This window comes from Luteimonas sp. A611, assembly GCF_054072715.1.
In genome coordinates, this window is the sequence record NZ_JBSVRP010000003.1 from 200,465 (window position 1) to 220,442 (window position 19,978).

18 protein-coding genes and 1 pseudogene are annotated in these 19,978 nt (G+C 70.9%); 9 read left to right on the forward strand and 10 right to left on the reverse strand.

Annotated features, from left to right (window positions below; translation table 11 throughout):
- Window positions 1-5 precede the first annotated feature (5 nt).
- Together ACW5EG_RS14125 and ACW5EG_RS14130 are read right to left on the reverse strand one after the other, a co-directional pair.
- A complete protein-coding gene (locus ACW5EG_RS14125) occupies window positions 6-356 on the reverse strand; it encodes a zinc ribbon domain-containing protein YjdM (protein WP_457021977.1) in 351 nt (116 codons plus the stop codon).
- Between the two features lie 60 nt (window positions 357-416).
- Window positions 417-1,634, reverse strand: coding sequence for a cytochrome-c peroxidase (locus ACW5EG_RS14130; protein WP_457021979.1), 1,218 nt, complete (start codon window positions 1,632-1,634; stop codon window positions 417-419).
- Between the two features lie 128 nt (window positions 1,635-1,762).
- Between ACW5EG_RS14130 and pyrE the strand changes: the two genes are divergently transcribed.
- Both pyrE and ACW5EG_RS14140 read left to right on the forward strand, forming a co-directional pair.
- Window positions 1,763-2,425 carry an orotate phosphoribosyltransferase gene (gene pyrE, locus ACW5EG_RS14135; RefSeq protein WP_457019050.1) on the forward strand — a complete coding sequence of 221 codons (663 nt, stop codon included), beginning with the start codon at window positions 1,763-1,765 and terminating at the stop codon, window positions 2,423-2,425.
- A 25-nt stretch (window positions 2,426-2,450) separates the two neighbouring features.
- Entirely contained in the window at window positions 2,451-3,095 is a 645-nt protein-coding gene (locus ACW5EG_RS14140; protein ID WP_457021981.1) for a hypothetical protein, read from the forward strand.
- Between the two features lie 283 nt (window positions 3,096-3,378).
- On the opposite strand, the gene ACW5EG_RS14145 is transcribed toward ACW5EG_RS14140, so the two are convergent.
- Window positions 3,379-4,626, reverse strand: a complete 1,248-nt coding sequence (locus tag ACW5EG_RS14145) for a TIGR03862 family flavoprotein (RefSeq protein WP_457021983.1) — start codon at window positions 4,624-4,626, stop codon at window positions 3,379-3,381.
- A gap of 84 nt (window positions 4,627-4,710) precedes the next feature.
- On the opposite strand from ACW5EG_RS14145, the gene ACW5EG_RS14150 reads away from it, so the two are divergent.
- Complete coding sequence (locus tag ACW5EG_RS14150; RefSeq protein WP_457021985.1) at window positions 4,711-5,832, forward strand: Gfo/Idh/MocA family protein; 1,122 nt, start codon at window positions 4,711-4,713, stop codon at window positions 5,830-5,832.
- A gap of 240 nt (window positions 5,833-6,072) precedes the next feature.
- On the opposite strand, the gene ACW5EG_RS14155 is transcribed toward ACW5EG_RS14150, so the two are convergent.
- The 3 genes and pseudogenes from ACW5EG_RS14155 to coaBC form a co-directional block, all read right to left on the reverse strand.
- On the reverse strand, window positions 6,073-8,412 hold the full coding sequence (locus ACW5EG_RS14155) for a phosphomannomutase/phosphoglucomutase (RefSeq protein WP_457021987.1): 2,340 nt from the start codon (window positions 8,410-8,412) through the stop codon (window positions 6,073-6,075).
- A gap of 21 nt (window positions 8,413-8,433) precedes the next feature.
- Window positions 8,434-8,904, reverse strand: coding sequence for a dUTP diphosphatase (dut, locus tag ACW5EG_RS14160; RefSeq protein WP_457019058.1), 471 nt, complete (start codon window positions 8,902-8,904; stop codon window positions 8,434-8,436).
- Window positions 8,901-10,108 (reverse strand): annotated as a pseudogene (coaBC, locus tag ACW5EG_RS14165) (bifunctional phosphopantothenoylcysteine decarboxylase/phosphopantothenate--cysteine ligase CoaBC). The gene dut and the pseudogene coaBC overlap by 4 nt, the downstream one beginning before the upstream one ends.
- Window positions 10,109-10,303: 195 nt before the next feature.
- Here coaBC and radC point away from each other — a divergent pair.
- From radC to ACW5EG_RS14190, 5 genes are all read left to right on the forward strand, one after another.
- The gene (gene radC, locus ACW5EG_RS14170) at window positions 10,304-10,978 is read left to right on the forward strand and encodes a RadC family protein (RefSeq protein ID WP_457019060.1); all 675 of its coding nucleotides are present in this window, start codon (window positions 10,304-10,306) and stop codon (window positions 10,976-10,978) included.
- Window positions 10,979-11,039: 61 nt separating this feature from the next.
- Window positions 11,040-12,728, forward strand: a complete 1,689-nt coding sequence (argS, locus tag ACW5EG_RS14175) for an arginine--tRNA ligase (RefSeq protein WP_457021989.1) — start codon at window positions 11,040-11,042, stop codon at window positions 12,726-12,728.
- A 12-nt stretch (window positions 12,729-12,740) separates the two neighbouring features.
- Complete coding sequence (locus ACW5EG_RS14180; protein ID WP_457021991.1) at window positions 12,741-13,481, forward strand: SPOR domain-containing protein; 741 nt, start codon at window positions 12,741-12,743, stop codon at window positions 13,479-13,481.
- Between the two features lie 75 nt (window positions 13,482-13,556).
- Entirely contained in the window at window positions 13,557-13,931 is a 375-nt protein-coding gene (locus tag ACW5EG_RS14185) for a hypothetical protein (protein ID WP_457021993.1), read from the forward strand.
- 167 nt (window positions 13,932-14,098) lie between these two features.
- Window positions 14,099-14,851: an SDR family NAD(P)-dependent oxidoreductase gene (locus tag ACW5EG_RS14190; protein ID WP_457019068.1), complete on the forward strand. Its 753-nt coding sequence runs from the start codon at window positions 14,099-14,101 to the stop codon at window positions 14,849-14,851.
- Here ACW5EG_RS14190 and ACW5EG_RS14195 read toward each other — a convergent pair whose 3' ends face one another.
- Together ACW5EG_RS14195 and speA are read right to left on the reverse strand one after the other, a co-directional pair.
- Window positions 14,852-15,670 carry an MBL fold metallo-hydrolase gene (locus ACW5EG_RS14195; protein ID WP_457021995.1) on the reverse strand — a complete coding sequence of 273 codons (819 nt, stop codon included), beginning with the start codon at window positions 15,668-15,670 and terminating at the stop codon, window positions 14,852-14,854.
- Window positions 15,671-16,033: 363 nt separating this feature from the next.
- Window positions 16,034-17,923 carry an arginine decarboxylase gene (gene speA, locus ACW5EG_RS14200; protein WP_457022130.1) on the reverse strand — a complete coding sequence of 630 codons (1,890 nt, stop codon included), beginning with the start codon at window positions 17,921-17,923 and terminating at the stop codon, window positions 16,034-16,036.
- A gap of 244 nt (window positions 17,924-18,167) precedes the next feature.
- On the opposite strand from speA, the gene speE reads away from it, so the two are divergent.
- Window positions 18,168-19,025, forward strand: coding sequence for a polyamine aminopropyltransferase (gene speE / locus ACW5EG_RS14205; protein WP_457019070.1), 858 nt, complete (start codon window positions 18,168-18,170; stop codon window positions 19,023-19,025).
- 68 nt (window positions 19,026-19,093) lie between these two features.
- Here the strand turns inward: speE and ACW5EG_RS14210 are convergent, their stop codons facing one another.
- Entirely contained in the window at window positions 19,094-19,348 is a 255-nt protein-coding gene (locus ACW5EG_RS14210; RefSeq protein ID WP_457019071.1) for an SHOCT domain-containing protein, read from the reverse strand.
- A gap of 147 nt (window positions 19,349-19,495) precedes the next feature.
- The gene (locus tag ACW5EG_RS14215) at window positions 19,496-19,834 is read right to left on the reverse strand and encodes a P-II family nitrogen regulator (RefSeq protein WP_457019073.1); all 339 of its coding nucleotides are present in this window, start codon (window positions 19,832-19,834) and stop codon (window positions 19,496-19,498) included.
- Between the last annotated feature and the right edge of the window lie 144 nt (window positions 19,835-19,978).

Below are 19,978 nucleotides of genomic sequence, written 5' to 3' on the forward strand. Positions count from 1 at the left end.
GGAGTTCAAGCCTTGCGCACGAACTCCGACTTCAGGCCCATCTGGCCGATGCCGTCGATCTTGCAATCGATGTCGTGGTCGCCCTCGACCAGGCGGATGCTGCGGACCTTGGTGCCGACCTTGACCACCAGCGAGGAGCCCTTGACCTTCAGGTCCTTGATCACGACCACGCTGTCGCCATCGGCCAGCGGCGTGCCGTTGGCATCGCGGACCTGGGCGGCGGCCTGCTCGGCGGCGGCCTGCTCGGCCTGTTCGACCGGCGACCACTCGTGCGCGCATTCGGGACAGACCAGCAGCGCGCCGTCCTGGTAGGTGTAGGTCGATCCGCATTGCGGGCAGGCGGGCAAGCCGGACATCCGGGCTCCTTGGTTTCAGCAGGGAACCCGGGATTGTCGCATCCAGCCAGCCTGCGCCGGTTATTCCGGCCGCGGCGTGCGCGCGGTGCTCGGCGGCAGGATCGGGTATTGCACGGTCGGCTGGCGCCCGGTCAGGGTGCGCAGGAAGGCGGCGATGGCCCTGGCTTCCTCGTCGTTGAGCTCGCGGCCCAGCTGCGCCGTGCCCATGATCGCCACCGCCTGCTCGAGGTCCCAGACCTGGCCGCTGTGGAAGTAGGGCGCGGTCAGCTCGACGTTGCGCAGCGGCGCGGCGCGGAACACGTACTCGTCGCTGGCGGTGGCGGTGACCTCGAAGCGGCCCTTGTCGCCCAGCGGCAGGATGTCCGCGCCGGGGCGCTCGATCACGCCGAACGGGAAGTAGGTCTGGCCACCGAAGTTGCGCCCGTTGTGGCACGAGGCGCAGCCGCTGGACACGAACAACTCCAGGCCGCGACGCTCGGTGGCGTCGATCGCGCCCTCGTCGCCCAGCACCCAGCGGTCGAAGCGCGAATCGGGCGTCACCAGGGTGGCCTCGAAGGCTTCCAGCGCCAGCGCCATGTTGTCGAAGCTCACCGGCGTCGCGCCCGGGAAGGCCTTGCCGAAGCGGTCGACGTATTCGGGAATGCTTTCCAGCGTCTGCACCACCAGGTCCGGCGTGCTGTTCATCTCGACGCTGGCCTGCACCGGGCCCTTGGCCTGCTCGGCGAGGTCGGCGGCGCGGCCGTCCCAGAACTGGGCGGCGTTGAACACCGCGTTGAACACGGTCGGCGAGTTGCGCGGGCCGCGTTGCCAGCCGTGGCCGATCGAGACCTGCACTTTGTCGGCGCCGCCGGTGCCGATGCTGTGGCAGGTGTTGCAGGTGATCAGCTGGCTGCGCGACAGGCGCGGATCGAAGAACAGCATGTGGCCCAGCTCGACCTGTTCGGCCGACAACGCCTTGCCGCGCAGTTCCTCCACGCGCTCGGGAATGGTGCCGAACAGGGCCGCGGCGGTGGCGCGCAGCGCGTCACCACCGCCCGCAGCGGCGGCGGCGGCCGGATCAGCGGCCGCGGCGGTCGGCGCGGTGCCGGGGACGCCATCGGTCGTGACCGGTCCGCCGGCAGGAGTGGTCGCAGTCGACGTTGCCGCCGGTGCCGCAGTCGCCGCCGTGTCCGCGCTGCCATCGGCCGGCGCGGCGCGATCGTCGTCGGTCTGCCCGCAGGCCACCGCCACCAAGAGGGTCGCCACGATCGCCAGCCCAAGCCTGGACCGATTCTGCATGTCACTCCTCCGCCACAGGGATTGCGTCAGCTCGACCATAGGCCATCCCACGTCAGCCTGGCGTTGATCCGGGTCAATGCCGTTCGGGTTGCTACCATGGCGATCCCCGCGGCCGCCCTGCACACGCCATGCCCGACCATCGCACCCGGTTTCTGCGCCTGGCACTACAGGCCGAGGCCCTGGGCTTCGGCGAGTTCACCCTCAAGTCCGGCCGCAGCAGCCCCTATTTCTTCAACGCAGGCCGCTTCGATTCGGGCGCGGCGCTGGCCGTGCTGGCCGGCTGCTATGCGGATGCCATCGACGCCGCGGGCCTGGACTTCGACCTGCTGTTCGGCCCGGCGTACAAAGGCATCCCGCTGGCCACCGCGCTCGCCTGCGAATACGCGCGCCGCGGCCGCGACCTGCCGCTGGCGTTCAACCGCAAGGAAGCCAAGGCACACGGCGAGGGCGGCAGCCTGATCGGCGCGCCGCTGGCCGGGCGCCGGGTGCTGATCGTGGACGACGTGATCACCGCCGGCACCGCGATCCGCGAGGCGCTGGCCATCATCGGCGACGGCGGCGGCACGCCGGTCGGGATCGTGATCGCGCTCGACCGGCAGGAAATCGCCGGCGAGCGCCAGTCGCAGTCGGCCGCGCAGGCGGTATCAGCGGAGACCGGGATCCCGGTGATCGCGGTGGCCACGCTGGACGACCTGCTGGCTTTTGCCGACGCAAGTGCATCGCTCGCCGACGAGCGTTCACGCCTGCTGGCCTATCGGGTGCAATATGGCGTCCGCGACATCCATCGCTGATTCGAGCCGCGGGGGGCGGAATTCGATGAAGATCCAGGCAATGCTGGCCATTGCGGTGCTGTGCGTGCTGCCCACGGCCGTCCAGGCCCAGGCCCGCCCGGCGCAGGCCGAGAAGAAGCTCTACTGCTGGAACGAGAACGGCCGCAAGGTCTGCGGCGACGCGCTGCCGCCCGAGGCGGTGGACGCTGCGCGCACCGAACTGAGCGCCAGCAGCGGCCGCCCGCTGGCCCGGCTGGGCGAGCAGCTCACGCCCGAGCAGCGCGCCGTCGCCGAGGACGCCGCCCACCTGGACCGCATCGCCGCCAACGCGCAGGCCGCGCGCCTGCGCCGCGAGCGGGCGATGGCCGAGTCCTATGAAACCGAGGCCGACCTGCGCAGCGCATTCGGCGACCGCATCGTGCTGGTCGACGAGGGCCTGAAGACCTCGCGCATGGGCGTGGCCAACCTGCGCCAGAGCCTGGTCTCGCTGCTGCGCCAGGCCAACGACGTGGAGCTGCAGGGCAAGCCGGTGGCCCCGGCACTGGCCGGCAACATCCGGTCCCAGCACGCCGACCTGCGGCGCCAGCAGGCGATCATGCGCCAGCAGCTGGAGGAACGCGCCTCGCTCGACGCCGAACTCGAGCACGCCGTCGAGCGCTACCACGCGCTGCGGACGCCCAAGAGGGGTTAGGCGGGCTTCAAGGGCAGGCGCCCTGCGTCCGGCCCGGACGGAGGGATAAGGCCACCGGGCAGCCCATCGGGGACCCTGCGGTTTCGACCGGCGAACGCAGGCACGGCCCCGCCCGAACGCATCACCCGCCCCGTCATCCCTGCGCAAGCAGGGATCCATGGTGACTTCGTCCACGCCCATGCCCGCATCGCGCATCGGCCTGCCGCCAAGCCCGTCCCTGGCTTGCGAGGGATGACAAGTCAGCTGTCACCACACGTGTCCTCGGACTTGCTGCGCGGCGCGATCAGCTGGTTGCCGCTTGGCCCAGCCAGTCGATCACCCCGTCCGCCGCGACCAGGCCGCTGGCGAAGCTGGCGGTCAGCAGGTAGCCGCCGGTCGGCGCCTCCCAGTCCAGCATCTCGCCGGCGGCGAACACGCCCGGCAGCGCGCGCAGCATCAGCCGTTCGTCCAGGGCCTCCAGGCGCACGCCGCCGGCGCTGCTGATCGCCTCGGCGACCGGGCGCGGGCGCAGCAGGCGCAGCGGCAGGCGCTTGATCGTCGCGGCGAGGCGGCCGGCGTCCTGCATCGCTTCGGGGCCAAGCACCTCGCGCAGCAGCCCGGCCTTGGCGCCATGCAGCGCGGTGCTGCGGCGCAGGTGCTCGGACAGGCTGCGGCCGCCGCGCGGGCGCGCCAGCGCCTGCCGTAGCGCCGGTTCCTCGCGCCCGGGCGCCAGATCCAGGGCGAGATCGGCGTAACCGTCGCGCTCGATCAATGCGCGCAATGTCGCCGAAACGGCATAGATCACGCTGCCTTCAAGCCCTGTCTGGGTCACCACGCACTCCCCCTGCAGGGCATGCGCATGGCCCTGCGCATCGCACCAGTGCACGACCACCGGCTTGAGCGGCGCGCCGGCGTGGCGCTGCGCGAAATGCGCCGACCAGCCGACATCGAACCCACAGTTGGCCGAGCGCAGCGGCGCGACCTCCACGCCGCGGGCCACGAGTGCCGGCACCCAGCCGCCATCGCTGCCCAGCTGCGGCCAGCTGGCACCGCCCAGCGCCAGCACGGTGGCATCTGCGAACACCTGCCGCCCGCCGTCAGGCGTGTCGAAGCGCAGCGCGCCATCCTCGGCCCAGCCAAGCCAGCGGTGGTGCACATGGAACGCCACGCCCTGCTCCCGAAGACGCCGCACCCAGCCGCGCAGCAGCGGCGCGGCCTTGCGGTCGAGTGGAAACACCCGGCCCGAAGTGCCGACATAGGTCTCCACGCCAAGATCCCGCGCCCACTCGCGCAGCGCCTGCGCATCGAAACGCGCCAGCCAGCGCGCGACTTCGGCCTCGCGCTCGCGGTAACGGCTGGCGAACAGGTCCGGCGGGGCGGAGTGGGTGAGGTTGAGCCCGCCCTTGCCGGCAATCAGGAACTTGCGCCCGACCGAACCCTTGCCCTCGTACAGGTCCACCGCCAGCCCGGCCGCGCGCAGGCGCTCGGCGGCGATCAGCCCGGCCGGGCCGCCGCCGACCACCGCGACGCGTCGGGGGTGCAGGCCATGCATGTGCGCATTATCGCCGGCCCACGGCCCCGGCCGGTCCGGGTGAGCGCTAACATGCAGACGACACCCGGGAGGAGGGAGTACACGATGGGCAAGCAAGGCAGCAACGGCTGGACCCGGCGCGCAGCGCTGCAGTCGATGGCAGTGGCGGGCGCGGCGGCGGCCTGGACGCCACGCGGACTGGCGCAGGACCGCAAGATCGGCGTGGCCCTGGTCGGCCTCGGCCACTACGCCGGACAGCTGCTCGCGCCGGCGCTGCAGCTGACCAGACATTGCCAGCTCACCGGCCTGGTCAGCGGCACCCCGTCCAAGCTCGATGAATGGCAGGGCAAGTACGACATCGCCGACGGCAGCGTCTACTCCTACGAGGATTTCCACCGCATCGCCGACAACCCGGCGGTCGACGTGGTCTACATCGCCACCCCCAACCACGTGCACAAGGACCTGGCCCTGGTCGCGGCCAAGGCAGGCAAGCATGTGTGGTGCGAGAAGCCGATGGCGATGAACGCGGCCGAAGGCGAGGCGATGATCAAGGCCTGCCGCGACAACCGCGTGCAGCTGGCCGTCGGCTATCGCATGCAGCACGAACCCAACACGCGCCGCTTCATGGCGATGGCGAAGGAGCGGCCGTTCGGCAGGATCATCAAGCTGCGCGCCGACGCCGGCTGGTTCGGCTGGCGCGACGGCGCCGACGAGGCCTGGCGCCTCGACCCGGTGCGCGGCGGCGGCGCGATGTACGACATGGGCGTGTACTGCATCAACGCCGCGCGCTACTCCACCGGGATGGAGCCGATCGCGGTCCAGGCCTGGGACGAGACCGCGCGCCGCGAGCTGTTCAAGGGCGTGGACGAGACGATGCGCTTCCGCCTCGAGTTCCCCGAGGACATCGTGGCCGAGTGCGTGACGAGCTTCGGCCACAACCTCAACATCCTGCAGGTGGACTGCGAGCGCGGCTGGTACACCATGACTCCGTTCCAGGGCTACGAAGGCAACGCCGGCCGCGCCAGCGACGGCACCGTGTTCGAGCCGCAGCTGGGCAAGACCCCGCGCATGCAGGCCGAGCAGATGGACCAGGACGCGCTGGCGATCATCGGCGGCACGCAGCCGCGCGCGCCGGGCGAGGAAGGCCTGCGCGACCTGCGCGTGCTGGATGCGGCGTTCGCCTCGGCCAAGGCCGACGGCAAGCGGGTGGAGATCGTGCAGGGCTGAGCTGCACCAAGTCGAAGCCGCTTCCCGACCTGGGCGGCCGTCATCGGGCGAGCTTTTGCCACGGATGACGCGGATAACGCGGATAACGCGGATAACGCGGATGGAACGATCGCCGATCCCGCCATTAGTTCTGATCCGCGTCATCCGCGCAATCCGTGGCCAACCTGCTTTGCTGCGAGGCAGCCCGGACAGGTCCCACGACCGTACCCGCGCAACACGCCGACGATCGCCACCAGCGCGTCAGAACGGCAGCTGCAGCTCCGGATCGACCCGCGCGATCTGCGCGCGGAAGTCGGCCACGATGCGGTCCAGCGCGTCCTGGTCGTCGGCGTCGAAGCGCATCACCAGCACCGGGGTGGTGTTGGAGGCGCGCACCAGGCCCCAGCCGTCGTTCCAGTCCACGCGCAGGCCATCGATGGTGGACAGGCGCGCACTTTCGAACCTGGCCTGCTTCTGGAAGCGCTCGACGAAGCCATGCGGGTTGCCGTCGGCGACCTCGACCTTGATCTCCGGCGTCGATACGCCGCCCGGCAGCGCCTTGAGCGCCGCACTGGGTTCGCCCGGATCCAGCGCCAGGATCTCCAGCAGCCGCGCGGCGGCATAGATGCCGTCGTCGAAGCCGTACCAGCGCTCCTGGAAGAAGAAGTGGCCACTCATCTCGCCGGCCAGCTCGGCCTCGGTCTCGCGCATCTTGGCCTTGATCAGCGAGTGCCCGGTCTTCCACATCAGCGGGCTGCCGCCGTGGCGCAGGATGTGGCCCGGCAGGCGCCCGGTGCACTTGACGTCGTACACGATCACCGCGCCCGGGTTGCGATCGAGCACGTCGGCCGCGAACAGCATCAGCAGGCGGTCGGGATAGATGTTCTCGCCGTCCTTGGTCACCACGCCGAGGCGGTCGCCGTCGCCGTCGAAGGCGATGCCGAGGTCTGCGTCGAAACGCTTGACCGTGTCGATCAGGTCCACGAGGTTGTGTGGATCGCTGGGATCGGGATGGTGGTTGGGGAAGGTGCCGTCGATCTCGCAGAACAGCGGGATGACCTCGGCGCCGATCGCCTCCAGCACGCGCGGGCCGATCTCGCCGGCCGCGCCGTTGCCGGCGTCGACCACGACCTTGATCGGCCGCGCCAGCTGCACGTCGTTGCTGATCCGCTCGACGTAGGCATCGCCGATGTCGCGCTCGCTGGAATCGCCGGGCTCCGGTGCGTCATGCAGGCGGCCATCGGCGATGCGCGCATGCAGGTCGGTGATCGCGTTGCCCGACAGCGTGTGCCCGCCGACCACGATCTTGAAGCCGTTGTAGTCGGGTGGGTTGTGGCTGCCGGTGACCGAGATGCAGCAGCCGGTGCGCAGGTGGAAGGCGCCGAAGTAGATCACCGGGGTCGGCGCCAGGCCGATGTCGATGACGTTGCGCCCGGCCTTGCGCAGGCCGCGGATCAGGCCGGCGACCATGTCGGGTCCGGACAGGCGGCCGTCGCGGCCGACCACCATGTCGTCCAGGCCCTGCTCGTGCATCAGCGAGCCGACCGAATGGCCGATCAGCTCGGCCACGCCGGTATCCAGGGTCTGGCCGACGATGCCGCGGATGTCGTAGGCGCGGAAGATGCTGCGATCGATGTTCACTGGGGCAGGCCTTGGCGAGTCCTTCAGGACGATGGCGGGCACCGTCTCGGCGCCCGGTGAAGCGACATCGCCCGCGGGTGCGGCGATCAGCGTCTCGGCCAGCGTCGGCGTCGGGCCGTCCTCGGGCGCCTGCGCTTCCAGTGCGCGCCGCATCGGCGCGGGCAGGCGCCACAGCAGGTAGGCCAGCAGCAGCAGTCCACCCACGGCCACGAACAGCGGCGTGCCCTCCAGCCCCAACGGCGCGGTGACAGCGGGCGGCAGTGCGGCGGCCACGCGCAGCGAGGTCCCGGTCACCGGCACCGCCATGCGTTCAGCCGCCTCGGCCTGGGCCGCGTCGCCGCGCTCGAGCAGGGTGAACCCGCCCTGGCGCAGGGCGACATAGGTGGCCGGGTCCACGTCCACCGCCTCCAGCCCCAGGGTGGCGCGCGACAGCGGCAGTTGCACGAGCACCACGCCGACAAGCGTGTCGCCGACCCGGGCAGGCGCAGCCACGGCCACGCGCGCGCCTTCGCCGACGCGGATCACCGACACCACCGGCGCGTCCTCGACCAGCGCCGCCTCCAGCACCGACACCGGCCCGAACCCGCCCTCGGGCAGGGCCGCATAGCGTGCGGACAGGTCGGCCGGATGCATCTGCGCCTGCTCCAGGTGCGGCCAGTCCACGGCCAATGCCCGGGCCGCGGCTTCGAGATCGCCCGCCTGCAGTGCAGCCTGCACGTCGGAACGCGCCAGGTGTTCCTCCATGCGCTTGCGTTCGCCGCCCAGGTTGGACGAGGCCACGCTCGCGGCCGTGTCGCGCGCCAGGCTTGCGCTGTTGCGGCGCGACTCCTCCTGCAGCCCGCGCCAGCCGCTCCAGGCCAGCCATACGGCCAGCAGCGCCACGGCCAACGCCAGCCACGGCAGCAACGGCCGTGCCTGCGCGAACACACGTGCCCTGGATGATCCGCTCGTATCGCTCATGTCGTTGTCCCCTGTCCCCTGTCAGCGCACGCCGGTGTGGCCGAAGCCACCCGCGCCGCGCGCACTGTCGCTGAAAGTATCCACGACCTGCAGCTGCGCCCGCACCACCGGCAGGATCACCAGTTGCGCGATGCGGTCGCCCGGTTCGATGGTGAAGGTGTCACGCCCGCGGTTCCACACGCTGATCAGCAGCGGACCCTGGTAGTCGGCGTCGATCAGGCCGGTGCCGTTGCCGAGCACGATGCCGTGTTTGTGGCCGAGGCCGGAGCGCGGCAGGATCACCGCGCACAGCGACGGATCGCCGATGTGGATCGACAGGCCCGACGGCACCAGTGCGGCATCGCCCGGCGCCAGCGCCAGCGAGGCGTCGAGCGCGGCACGCAGGTCGAGCCCGGCGCTGCCTTCGGTGGCGTGCGACGGCAGCGGCCATTGCCCGCCGAAGCGGGCGTCGAGCAGCTTCACCTGCAGCACGAAACCGGGATTGCCGGTCATGCCGGGAGTCGCTCCGCAATCAGCCCGACCAGTTGCGCGGCGACCTCGGTCTTGGGCGCGGGGCCGAGCCGGCGCTCGCCGCCCTGCCAGTAGACGACCAGCGCGTTGTCGTCGCGCTCGAAGCCGCCTTCGGCCGCGCCGACGAGGTTGGCGGCGATCAGGTCGAGCTTCTTCCTGTCGAGCTTGCCGCGCGCGTAGTGCTCGAGCTCGTGCGTTTCCGCAGCGAAGCCGGCCACCAGCGCAGGCCGCCGCGGATGCGCGGCGACCTCGGCCAGGATGTCGGGCGTGCGCACCAGCTCCAGCACCAGGGTGTCGCTGCCGGCGGTCTTCTTGATCTTGTGTTCGGACACGCTGCGCGGGCTGAAGTCGGCGACGGCGGCCGCACCGATGTAGACGTCGGCCGGCAGCGCGCCCAGCACCGCGGCATGCATCTGCGCGGCCGAGCGCACGTCGATGCGCTGCACGCCCTGGGGCGTGGGCAGGTGCACGGGACCGGCCACCAGCACCACTTCGGCGCCCAGCGCGCGCGCCGCGGCGGCCACGGCGAACCCCATCTTGCCGCTGCTGCGGTTGCCCACGAAGCGCACCGGATCGATGTCTTCAAAGGTCGGCCCGGCGCTCACCAGCACCCGCCTGCCCGACAGTGGCCCGTTCATGCGGCCTCCAGCGCGGCGACGATCGCGGCCGGTTCGCTGAGCCGGCCCGGCCCGGATTCGCCCTCGGCCAGCGGCCCGTCCTCCGGCCCGATCAGCATCGCGCCGCGCTCGCGCAGCAGGGCGATGTTGGCCCGGGTGGCCGGGTGCAGCCACATGCGGTGGTTCATTGCCGGGCACAGCACCAGCGGCGCGGTCGTGGCCAGGCACAGGGTGCTGACCAGGTCGTCGGCGAGCCCATGCGCCAGCTTCGCCAGCGTGTTGGCGGTGGCCGGCGCGACGACGATGCGGTCGGCCCAGCGCGCCAGTTCGATATGGCCCATCGCGGCTTCCGCCGCCGCATCCCACAGGCTGGTGCGCACCGGCCGCCCGCTCAGCGCCTGGAAGGTCTGCGCGCCGACGAAGCGCTGCGCGCTGTCGGTCATCGCCACCTGCACGGTGGCCCCGGCATCGCCGAGCCGGCGCACCAGTTCGGCCGCCTTGTACGCCGCGATGCCGCCGCAGACGCACAGCAGCAGGCGTTGTCCTCGCAGGCCGCGCTGCGCTGCCATCGTCAGGAAAGTCCTACGCCGGATCCGGTCGACAGCTTACCCGATGGCGGGTCGGCGCCCGGCTGCGCCGTCGCGGCCGCTGCGCTCCAATCGTGGCCATGCTGGCGGCCGGGCCGATGCGGCGCCCGACGCGACTTCCCCTGTCCCGCCTGGCCCTCGCGCCGGCCGCCAGCGCCCGTTCTCCGAGCATCGATCATGCATATCCGCGACTGGCCCAGCCTCGAACGTCCCCGCGAAAAACTGCTGGCGCGCGGCGCCGGCGTGCTCTCGGACGCCGAGCTGCTGGCGATCTTCCTGGGCTCGGGCCTGCGCGGCCAGGACGCGGTGACCACCGCCCGCCAGTTGCTGGAGCGCCACGGCCCGCTGCGGCGTCTGCTGGAGCTGCCGGCGCCGGAGCTGGCGCGCCTGCCCGGCCTGGGGCCGGCGCGCGCCAGCCAGCTTTCGGCGGCGCTGGAGCTGTGCAACCGCTGGCTCGCCGCCGGACTCGAACGCGGCGAGGCGCTCACCGACCCGGCCTCGGCCGGCCGCTACTTCGCCCAGCGCCTGCGCGGCCAGGCGATCGAGGTCTTCGCCGTGCTGTTCCTGGACACGCGCCACCGCGCGCTGGGGTTCGAGGAACTGTTCCGCGGCACCATCGACGGCGCCGAGGTGCATCCGCGCGAGGTGGTGCGGCGCGCGCTGGCGCACAACGCCGCCGCGGTGATCGTCGGCCACAACCACCCCAGCGGCAATCCAGAACCCAGCGCCGCCGACCGCGCGGTGACCGCCCAGCTCAAGCAGTCGCTGGCGCTGGTGGACGTGCGCCTGCTGGATCACTTCGTGATCGGCGACGGCGCGCCGGTGTCGCTGGCCGCGCGCGGCTGGGTGTGAGGCCGGGGCGGGAGGTACGCTCGCGTACAATACCCGGCTGTCGAACCCTGACGCCGACCCCGTGAAATCCAAGCTCCGCGGCCTGATCGAACAGGCCATCGCCGACCTGCGCGACGCAGGTGCCCTGCCCGCCGACCTTGCCGTGCCCGACTTCGTAGTCGAGCGGCCGAAGGATCGTGCGCACGGCGATTTCTCGACCAACGCCGCGATGCTGCTGGCCCGACCGGCGAAATCCAACCCGCGCGCGCTGGCACAACAGCTGGTGGACGCGCTGCCGCAGGGTGGCGACATCGCCGCGGTGGAGATCGCCGGGCCGGGCTTCCTCAACTTCCGCGTCTCGGCCGAAGCCTGGCGCCAGCAGTTGGCCGACGTGCACGCGCAGGGCGCCAACTACGGGCGCAACGCCAGCGGTGCCGGACGCACCGCTGGCGTGGAATACGTCTCGGCCAATCCCACCGGCCCGCTGCACGTCGGCCATGGCCGCGCCGGGGTGATCGGCGACTGCATCGCGCGCGTGCTCGACGCCAACGGCTGGAACGTGCGCCGCGAGTTCTACTACAACGACGCCGGCGTGCAGATCAACAACCTGGCGCTGTCCACGCAGGCGCGCGCAAAGGGCCTCAAGCCCGGCGACGACGCCTGGCCGCCCGACGCGTACAACGGCGACTACATCGGCGACGTCGCGAGCGCCTACCTGCGCGGCGACAGCATCGAGATCGAGGGCCATCTGGTCACCGGCAAGGACGATGCCGACGACCTCGACGCGATCCGCGCATTCGCCGTGGCCTGGCTGCGCCGCGAACAGAACGCCGACCTGGCTGCCTTCGGCGTGTCGTTCGATGTCTACTTCCTCGAGTCCTCGCTGTACACCGGCGGCAAGGTGGAAGAGACCGTGCGCGCGCTGTCGGCCAACGGCCACACCTACGAAGAGGGCGGCGCGCTGTGGCTGAAGACCACGGACTTCGGTGACGACAAGGACCGCGTGATGCGCAAGTCCGACGGCACCTACACCTACTTCGTGCCGGACGTGGCCTATCACCTGTCCAAGTGGCAGCGCGGCTACGAGCGCGCGATCACCGAGCTGGGCGCCGACCACCACGGCTCGCTGGCGCGGGTGAAGGCCGGCCTGCAGGCGCTGGACAAGGGCATCCCGCAGGGCTATCCGGAATACGTGCTGCACCAGATGGTCACGGTGATGCGCGGCGGCGAGGAAGTGAAGCTGTCCAAGCGCGCCGGCAGCTACCTGACCCTGCGCGACCTGATCGACGAGGTCGGCATGGACGCGGTGCGCTGGTTCCTGGTCGCGCGCCGGCCCGATTCGCAGCTGGTGTTCGACATCGATCTGGCGCGCAGCCAGTCGCTCGACAACCCGGTCTACTACGTGCAGCTTTCGCACGCGCGCATCTGCGGGCTGCTGCGGCAGGTGGACGAGCGCGGCCTGGCCTTCGACCTCGGCAACGGCCTGGCGCAGCCGCTGGACCTGGGCGACGGCCCGCTGCGCGACCTGCTGATCGACCTCTCGCGCTGGCCGGAGATCGTGACCGCGGCCGGCGAGCAGCTTGAACCGCACCTGATCGCGGCCTACCTGCTCGAACTGGCGCAGGGGTTCCAGACGTATTACAACGACCATCAGTTCCTGGTCGACGATGCCAGCGTGCGCGACGCGCGCCTGGCGCTGGCGCTGGCGGTGCGGCAGGTGCTGGCCAACGGCATGCAGTTGCTGGGCGTCAACGCGCCCGAACGGATGTGAGGCGGTAGCACGATGGCGGCAAGACGCGGCAAATCGCAGGCAAGGCGCAACGACGGCAACGGGCTGCCGGGCTGGGCGTGGATGATCCTCGGCATCGTGATCGCGCTGGTCGCGGTGCTGGTGGTGCCGCGCTACCTCAAGTCCGCCGGCAACGACGGCTTCTTTCGCCCGCAGCCCAACACGGCCGCGCAGCCGCCGGTCCGTGCGACCGACGATGACGAGGTGCCGGACCAAGCGCCGACACCAGGGCGTCGTCCAGCCGCAGCGGCGACCCCGGCGCCGGAAGTCCCCGAATACGATTTCTACACCGTCCTGCCCGAGCAGGAAGTGGCGCTGACCGACGCCGAGCTGGCCGCCAGCGCGCGCGAAGAGGCCGAGCGCCAGCGCCGCACCCTGGCCGCCCAGCGCCAGCGCGAGGAGCAGGTGGCCGCGGCCGAACAGGCCACCACCCCGCCTGCGACGCCGCCGGCAGTTGCGGCCGCCGCGACCCCCGCGACGGCGGCTGCGACCCCATCCGACGGCGCCCGCTACATCCTCCAGGCGGGTTCGTTCAGCGCCTCGGGCGACGCCGAAACGCTCAAGGCGCGCATCGCCCTGCTCGGCCTGAGCGCCCGGGTCGAATCGGGCACCGCCAACGGCAAGACCGTCTACCGCGTGCGAATGGGCCCCTACGGCACCGCCACCGCGCTGGCCGAGGCCAAGCAGAAACTGGGCAACGGCGGCCTGCCGGCGCTCGCGATCAAGGCGAACTGAGCGGCCCGTCGCAGGCCGGTCGCAGGCCTCGCGATGGCGCGGCCCGACACTGGCGGTGTTCGAGGAGACACCGCCATGGCGATCGAAGCCGCACTGATCAAACCCGTCGTCGACGCCCTGCTGGCGCTGTTCCGGGAAAGCAACGACCTGCAGCTCAAGCGCAGCGCCGACCGCGCGCTGCGCGAGGCGATCCGCGAGCTGCTGCAGGCCAATCCCGACGAAAACCGCGCCCAGGCGCGGATCGCGATCGCCAAGGCCGCGGGCATCCTGTCCGAGGACGTGGTGCTGGCCGAGGGCATGCTGGAAAAGCACCGCGCGACCAAGGCCAGGACCCGCGGCAAGTCGGCGACCGGGCGCAAGCGCGCGGCGGGCGCGGGACAGGACGAGGCGGGCGCGGGGAAGGCCGTGAAGGCGGCGCCGAAGCCTTCGGGCGGGAGCGGAGCGTCGTGACTGCCGTGGCTCCGTTCGCCCCCACCCCAACCCTCCCCCGCACGCGGGGGAGGGAGTCCATGCGTCCAGGGAAACCCCAAAGCGCCACGACCTGCAGGCTACTGCTCCCTCCCCCGCGTGCGGGGGAGGGTTGGGGTGGGGGCCCGTCCCCGGCATAGAATCCCCCCATGCCCAGGACCATCCTCATCACCGGCGCCACCGCCGGCTTCGGCGCCGCCGCGGTGCGGCGCTTCCTCGACGACGGCTGGCGCGTGGTCGCCACCGGGCGGCGCGCCGAGCGCCTGCAGGCGCTGGTGGACGCGCACGGCAGCGAGCGCCTGCACGTGGCCGCCTTCGACATCCGCGACCCCGTCGCGATGGACGCCGCGCTTGATGCGCTGCCTGCGGATTTCCGTGGCATCGACGTGCTGGTCAACAACGCAGGGCTGGCGCTCGGCACGGCGCCGGCGCAGCACGCCGACCTCGCGCAGTGGCGGCAGATGATCGACACCAACATCACCGCCCTGGTCACGCTTACCCACCGCCTGCTGCCGGCGCTGATCGAGCGTCGCGGCGCGATCATCAACATCAGTTCGATCGCCGGCAGCTATCCCTATCCCGGCGGCAACGCCTACGGCGGCACCAAGGCCTTCGTCACCCAGTTCTCGCTCGGCCTGCGCGCCGACCTGCACGGCACCGGCGTGCGCGTGACCTCGATCGAGCCGGGCATGGCCGAAACCGAGTTCACCCTGGTGCGCACCGGCGGTGACCAGGGCGCGTCAGACCGGCTCTACTCCGGCGCCCAGCCGATGACGGCCGAGGACATCGCCGACCAGATCCACTACGTCGCCACCCTGCCGCCGCACCTCAACATCAACCGGCTGGAGATCATGCCGGTGACGCAGTCGTTCGCCGGGTTCCAGGTGCATCGCGCCGGCTGATCACGGCGCCGGCACCCAGGCGAAGCCGTGGTCGCGACGTTCGATCCGGCCCACGCCCGGGAACGGGAAGTGCGGCGAGGACACCGGCAGCGCTTCGTCAGCGGCGCGCGCCAGCAGCGCCTCGCGGCTGTCCTCGGCAAGCGGTGCGTCGCCGTCGAACTGGATCGTCCAGCGCGGTCGCTGCACCGAGATCACGTGGTGGTGGGCGCTGTCGCCGATGTACAGCAGGCGCGCATCGCCCTCGCCGATCAGATAGGCGCTGTGCCCGGGCGTGTGCCCGTCCACCGGCACCGCGCTCACGCCCGGCACCACGTCCTGCACGCCGGGGGCGAAGGCCTGCACCTGCGGGGCGATCGCCTGCGCCAGCGCCGCCTGGCCCTCGTCTGCGCGCAGCGCGGCCCATTCGGGCTCCGACAGCCGGACGGTCGCATTGGGGAAGGCGGGCTGGCCGTCGCCATCGACCAGGCCACCGACATGATCCTGGTGCGCATGGCTGATGAACACATCGGTGACCTGCGCCGGCTCGAAGCCCGCTGCGCGCAGCGACGGCAGCAACCGCCCGCCGTCGGCCCACTCGGCGGCGCCGACGCCGGTGTCGAACAGGACCACCCGCTCGCCCGCCTCCACCAGCAATCCCTGGATCGCCAGGCGGAGCGGGTCGGTGGACTCGCCGGCAGCCGCCAGCAGCGCGTCGACCTCGGCCTTGGGCTCGCCCATGGCGACGATCGAACCGTCATTGGGCAGGGTGATGTCGCCGTCGCGCAGCACGGCTGCCTGCAGCGCGCCGATGGTGAACCGATGCACGTCGGGCGAAGGCACAGGCGCGGCATCCGTAACAGGCGGGTCGGCCTGTGCGCCGGTCTGCGGCGACGGCTGCGTGCAGGCCGCGCACGCGATCAAGATGGCGCCGGCGAGCGCCAGCAGGCTGCGTGGTGATGTCGTTCGGCTTGCCATTCCAATCCCCGGTTGCGTCCCTGTCGAGCGGCGAGGATAGCAAGCCTTGGACCTGCACCACGCCGCATGCGATAGCGGACCACGCGGCACATGCATCCCGTAGTTCCCGCACGTCGAGCACGCATCCACACACGCCGAGCGGGAGCATGGCGCTCGCGTCGCGCGATCCACGTGGCAGCCCTCGGCGATGGCGACGCGGCGTGTCGCGTCGCGTCGCCGCAACGACGCTCACTCCAGCGGCGAAGCGTCCAGATAGGTGTAGCCGGTGAGTCCGGCCTCCAGCGCCTCGTTGAGGCGTGCGGCTTCACCCTTGCCCAGGTCGACCGCGCCCACCCGCGCGCGGTAGATCCGGCGCAGGTCGTCGAGCTTGTAGCCGACGTAGTCGAGCATCACGTCGGTGGTGTCGCCGCGGCGCTGCTGGGTGATGGCATAGCCGTCGCCGGACAGCCTGACCTCGACCGCATCGGTGTCGCCGAACAGGTTGTGGATGTCGCCGAGGATCTCCTGGTAGGCACCGATCAGGAAGAACGCCAGCCGGTAGCTTTCGCCCGGCACCAGCGGGTGCAGCGGCAGCGAGCTGTCCAGGCCCTCGTTCTCGACGTAGATGTCGATCTTGCCGTCCGAGTCGCAGGTCATGTCGGCGATCACGCCGCGCCGCTCGGGCATCTCGTCGAGGCGCTCGATCGGCATGATCGGGAACACCTGGTCGATCGCCCACACGTCGGGCATGGATTCGAACACGCTGAAGTTGACGAAGTACTTGTCGACCAGGCGCTCGGCCAGCTCGTCGAGCACGACCCGATGGTTCTTCTCGTCGTAGCTCAGGCGCGCGCGTACGCCGTGGGCGATGGCGTAGAACAGGTCGTCGATGCGCGCGCGGTGCACCAGGTCGACCTGGCCCAGCGCATAGGCGGCCAGTCCCTCGGCGTGGAAATGCTGCGCCTCGTGGAACAGCTCCACCGGTGGACGTTCGTCGAGTTCGGCGTGGATCACGCGCAGGTGGCGGATCACGCCTGGCTCGTCGTCGTGTACGTCGGGCACGCGGCCTTCGGGCGCCTGCTCCACCTCGACCACGTTGGCCACCAGCATGGCGTGGTGGGCGGTCATGGCGCGGCCGCATTCGGTGACGATGCGCGGCTGCGCCAGGCCGTGTTCCTCGCAGGCCGCGGCCAGCGGCTGCACGATGTTGCCGGCGTAGGTGTCCAGGCCGTAGTTGATCGAGCAGAAGCTGCGCGAGCGCGTCCCCTCGTAGTCCACGCCCAGGCCGCCGCCGACGTCGACATGGCTGATCTTCGCGCCCAGCTTCGACAGCTCGACGAAGTAGCGCGTGGCCTCGCGCATGCCGTTGGCGATGTCGCGCACGTTGGAGATCTGCGAGCCCATGTGGAAGTGCAGCAGGCCCAGCCAGTCGCTCTTGCCGGCATCGCGCAGCGCCTTCCACAGGTCCAGCACCTGGCGCGGCGAAAGACCGAACTTGGCCTTGTCGCCGCCGCTGTTCTGCCACTTGCCGGCACCCAGCGAGGCCAGGCGCATGCGCACGCCAATGCCGGGCTCGACCCCGAGCGCCTGCGCCTCCTCCATGATCAGGCGCAGCTCCGACGGCTTTTCCACCACGATGAAGGTGTCCAGGCCGAGCTTGCGCCCGATCAGCGCCAGGCGGATGTACTCGCGGTCCTTGTAGCCGTTGCACACGATCAGTCCGCCCGGACGCGAGAGCGCCAGCACCGCCATCAGCTCGGGCTTGCTGCCCGCCTCCAGGCCGAAGCCCTCGCCGTGGTGCGAGGCGAGCGTGCCGGCGACCGCAGCGTGCTGGTTGACCTTGATCGGATAGACCGCGGTGTAGCCGCCGCTGTAGCCGTTGGCGGCCTGCGCCTGCTCGAACGCGGCCTGCAGCTTGCGCAGGCGGTCGCCGAGGATGTCGGGGAAGCGCACCAGCAGCGGCAGCTTGGCGCCGCGCTCCATGGCCTTGTCGACGATCTCCGGCAGCGGGACGGCGATGCCCGCCTCGCCCAGCGGGCGCACCAGGACGCGGCCGGCTGCGTCGACATCGACATAGCCTTCGGACCAGTGCGGGATCGAGTAGGTCTTGCGCGCGTGCTCGGGCGACCAGGCGGTCATCGCAGGCATCCGTGGATCAGGCCGGACATTCTAGGCCCTGCGGCGCCGCGGCCGTGCCAGGGCCAATTCCCGGGCGAAAAACCGCGCGCGCACGCATGGGCGCCGGAACTCGCCAGGGAGACGTGCCGGTTTCGCACTGTCGCGGGGCCGTCGTCAACGGTCCGCTACAATGCGCGCCCGCCGCGGCGCGCCAATGTCGCGCCCGGCTCGTTGCCGACTCCACCCGCACCACAGGACGCGCCCCATGACCGCCAGCAGCTGGCTGCACGAACAGTTCGAGCCGACCGGCTCGTCGATCGGTTTCCGCATCACGCGCAAGCTCGACGAGGTGCAGTCACCGTTCCAGAAGATCGAGATTTTCGAATCGACCGACTGGGGCAACGTCATGCTGATCGACGGCGCGATGATGGTCACCACGCGCGACAACTTCCTCTACCACGAAATGATGTCGCACCCGGCGCTGTTCACGCACCCGGATCCGAAGCATGTCGTGATCATCGGCGGCGGCGACTGCGGCACCCTGCGCGAGGTGCTGCGGCATCCGGGCGTGGCGAAGGCGGTGCAGTGCGACATCGACGAGCAGGTCACGCGCATGGCGGAGAAGTATTTCCCCGAACTTTGCGAATCCAATGACGACTCGCGCGCCGAGGTGTTGTTCGACGACGGCATCGCGTACATGCAGAACGCCGCGCCCGCCAGCCTGGACGTGGTGATCGTGGACTCCACCGATCCGGTCGGCCCGGCCGAAGGCCTGTTCAACCGAGCCTTCTACGAAAGCTGCTTTCGCGCGCTCAGGGACGACGGCATCCTGGTGCAGCAGTCCGAATCGCCGCTGGTGCTGCTGGACCTGATCCGCGAGATGCGCACGGAAATGGGCAAGGCCGGCTTCGCCACGTTCCAGACCCTGCCCTTCCCCCAGCCCTGCTATCCCTCGGGCTGGTGGAGCTGCACGCTGGCGCGCAAGGGCCAGGGCTTCGACTTCCGCGAGGCCGATGCGCGCGCCAAGACGTTCGCCACGAAGTACTACAGCGCCGACATCCACAAGGGCGCGCAGGTGTTGCCGCCGTTCGTGGCCGAGGCGCTGGGCGAAGCGCAGGGTTGAAGAAACCGCGCGGCGCGATCCGGGGCCGGCAGCGCCGTTCCCGGATCACGCACGCTGCCGGCAAGCACTCAGCCGGCAAGGATCTTGGCCTTCTCGGCCGCGAATTCCTCCTCGCTCAGCAGGCCGCCCTTCTGCAAATCGCCCAGCTTCTGCAGCAGGGCGATCTTGTCCTCGGTCATGCCCGCCGGCGCTGCAGCGGCGGCCGGCGCGGCCGGTGCTTTCGCCGAGGGTGCGTTGCCACCCCTGCCCATCACCGCCTTGGCTGTCCCGGTGATGACCGCAGTGCGCGCGGCCGTCCCAAGCAGGCTCCTGGTTCTCCTCATTGCCGTTCTCCGTCATGTCCCCGCGGCAGGGCGCGGTCCCATGCCGTCCACAGCCGGGCGGCCGATCCACTCTACGCCCGGGTCCGGGCGCGGACGGTAAGGAGGCGTGAAATCCGACCGGCGGCCGCATCGGGGCCGCCGCTTGCGCTAGAGCGCGTCGCCGTCCAGTTCGCCGGTACGGATCCGCACTGCGCGGCCGAGGTCGTAGACGAACACCTTGCCGTCGCCGATCTTGCCGGTGCCGGCGGCCTTGACGATGGCTTCGGTGACCGGCTCGACCTGGTCGTCGGTGACCGCGATCTCGAGCTTGACCTTGGGCAGGAAGTCGACCACGTACTCGGCGCCCCGGTAGAGCTCGGTGTGGCCCTTCTGGCGACCGAAGCCCTTGACCTCGGTGACGGTGATGCCGGCCACGCCGACCTCGGCCAGCGCCTCGCGCACGTCGTCGAGTTTGAACGGCTTGATGATCGCCATCACCATCTTCATCTGCGGGCTCCACGGATCCGGTTGGTCGCCACGGCAGTCGCGGCGCGGCGTTAGCATACCCTCGCCGGCGGTCGGAGTTTTCCTACAGCCGGCCGCGCCAGCTACCGACTGCATCCTCACGCGGCGCGGACGAAGCTGGACGCA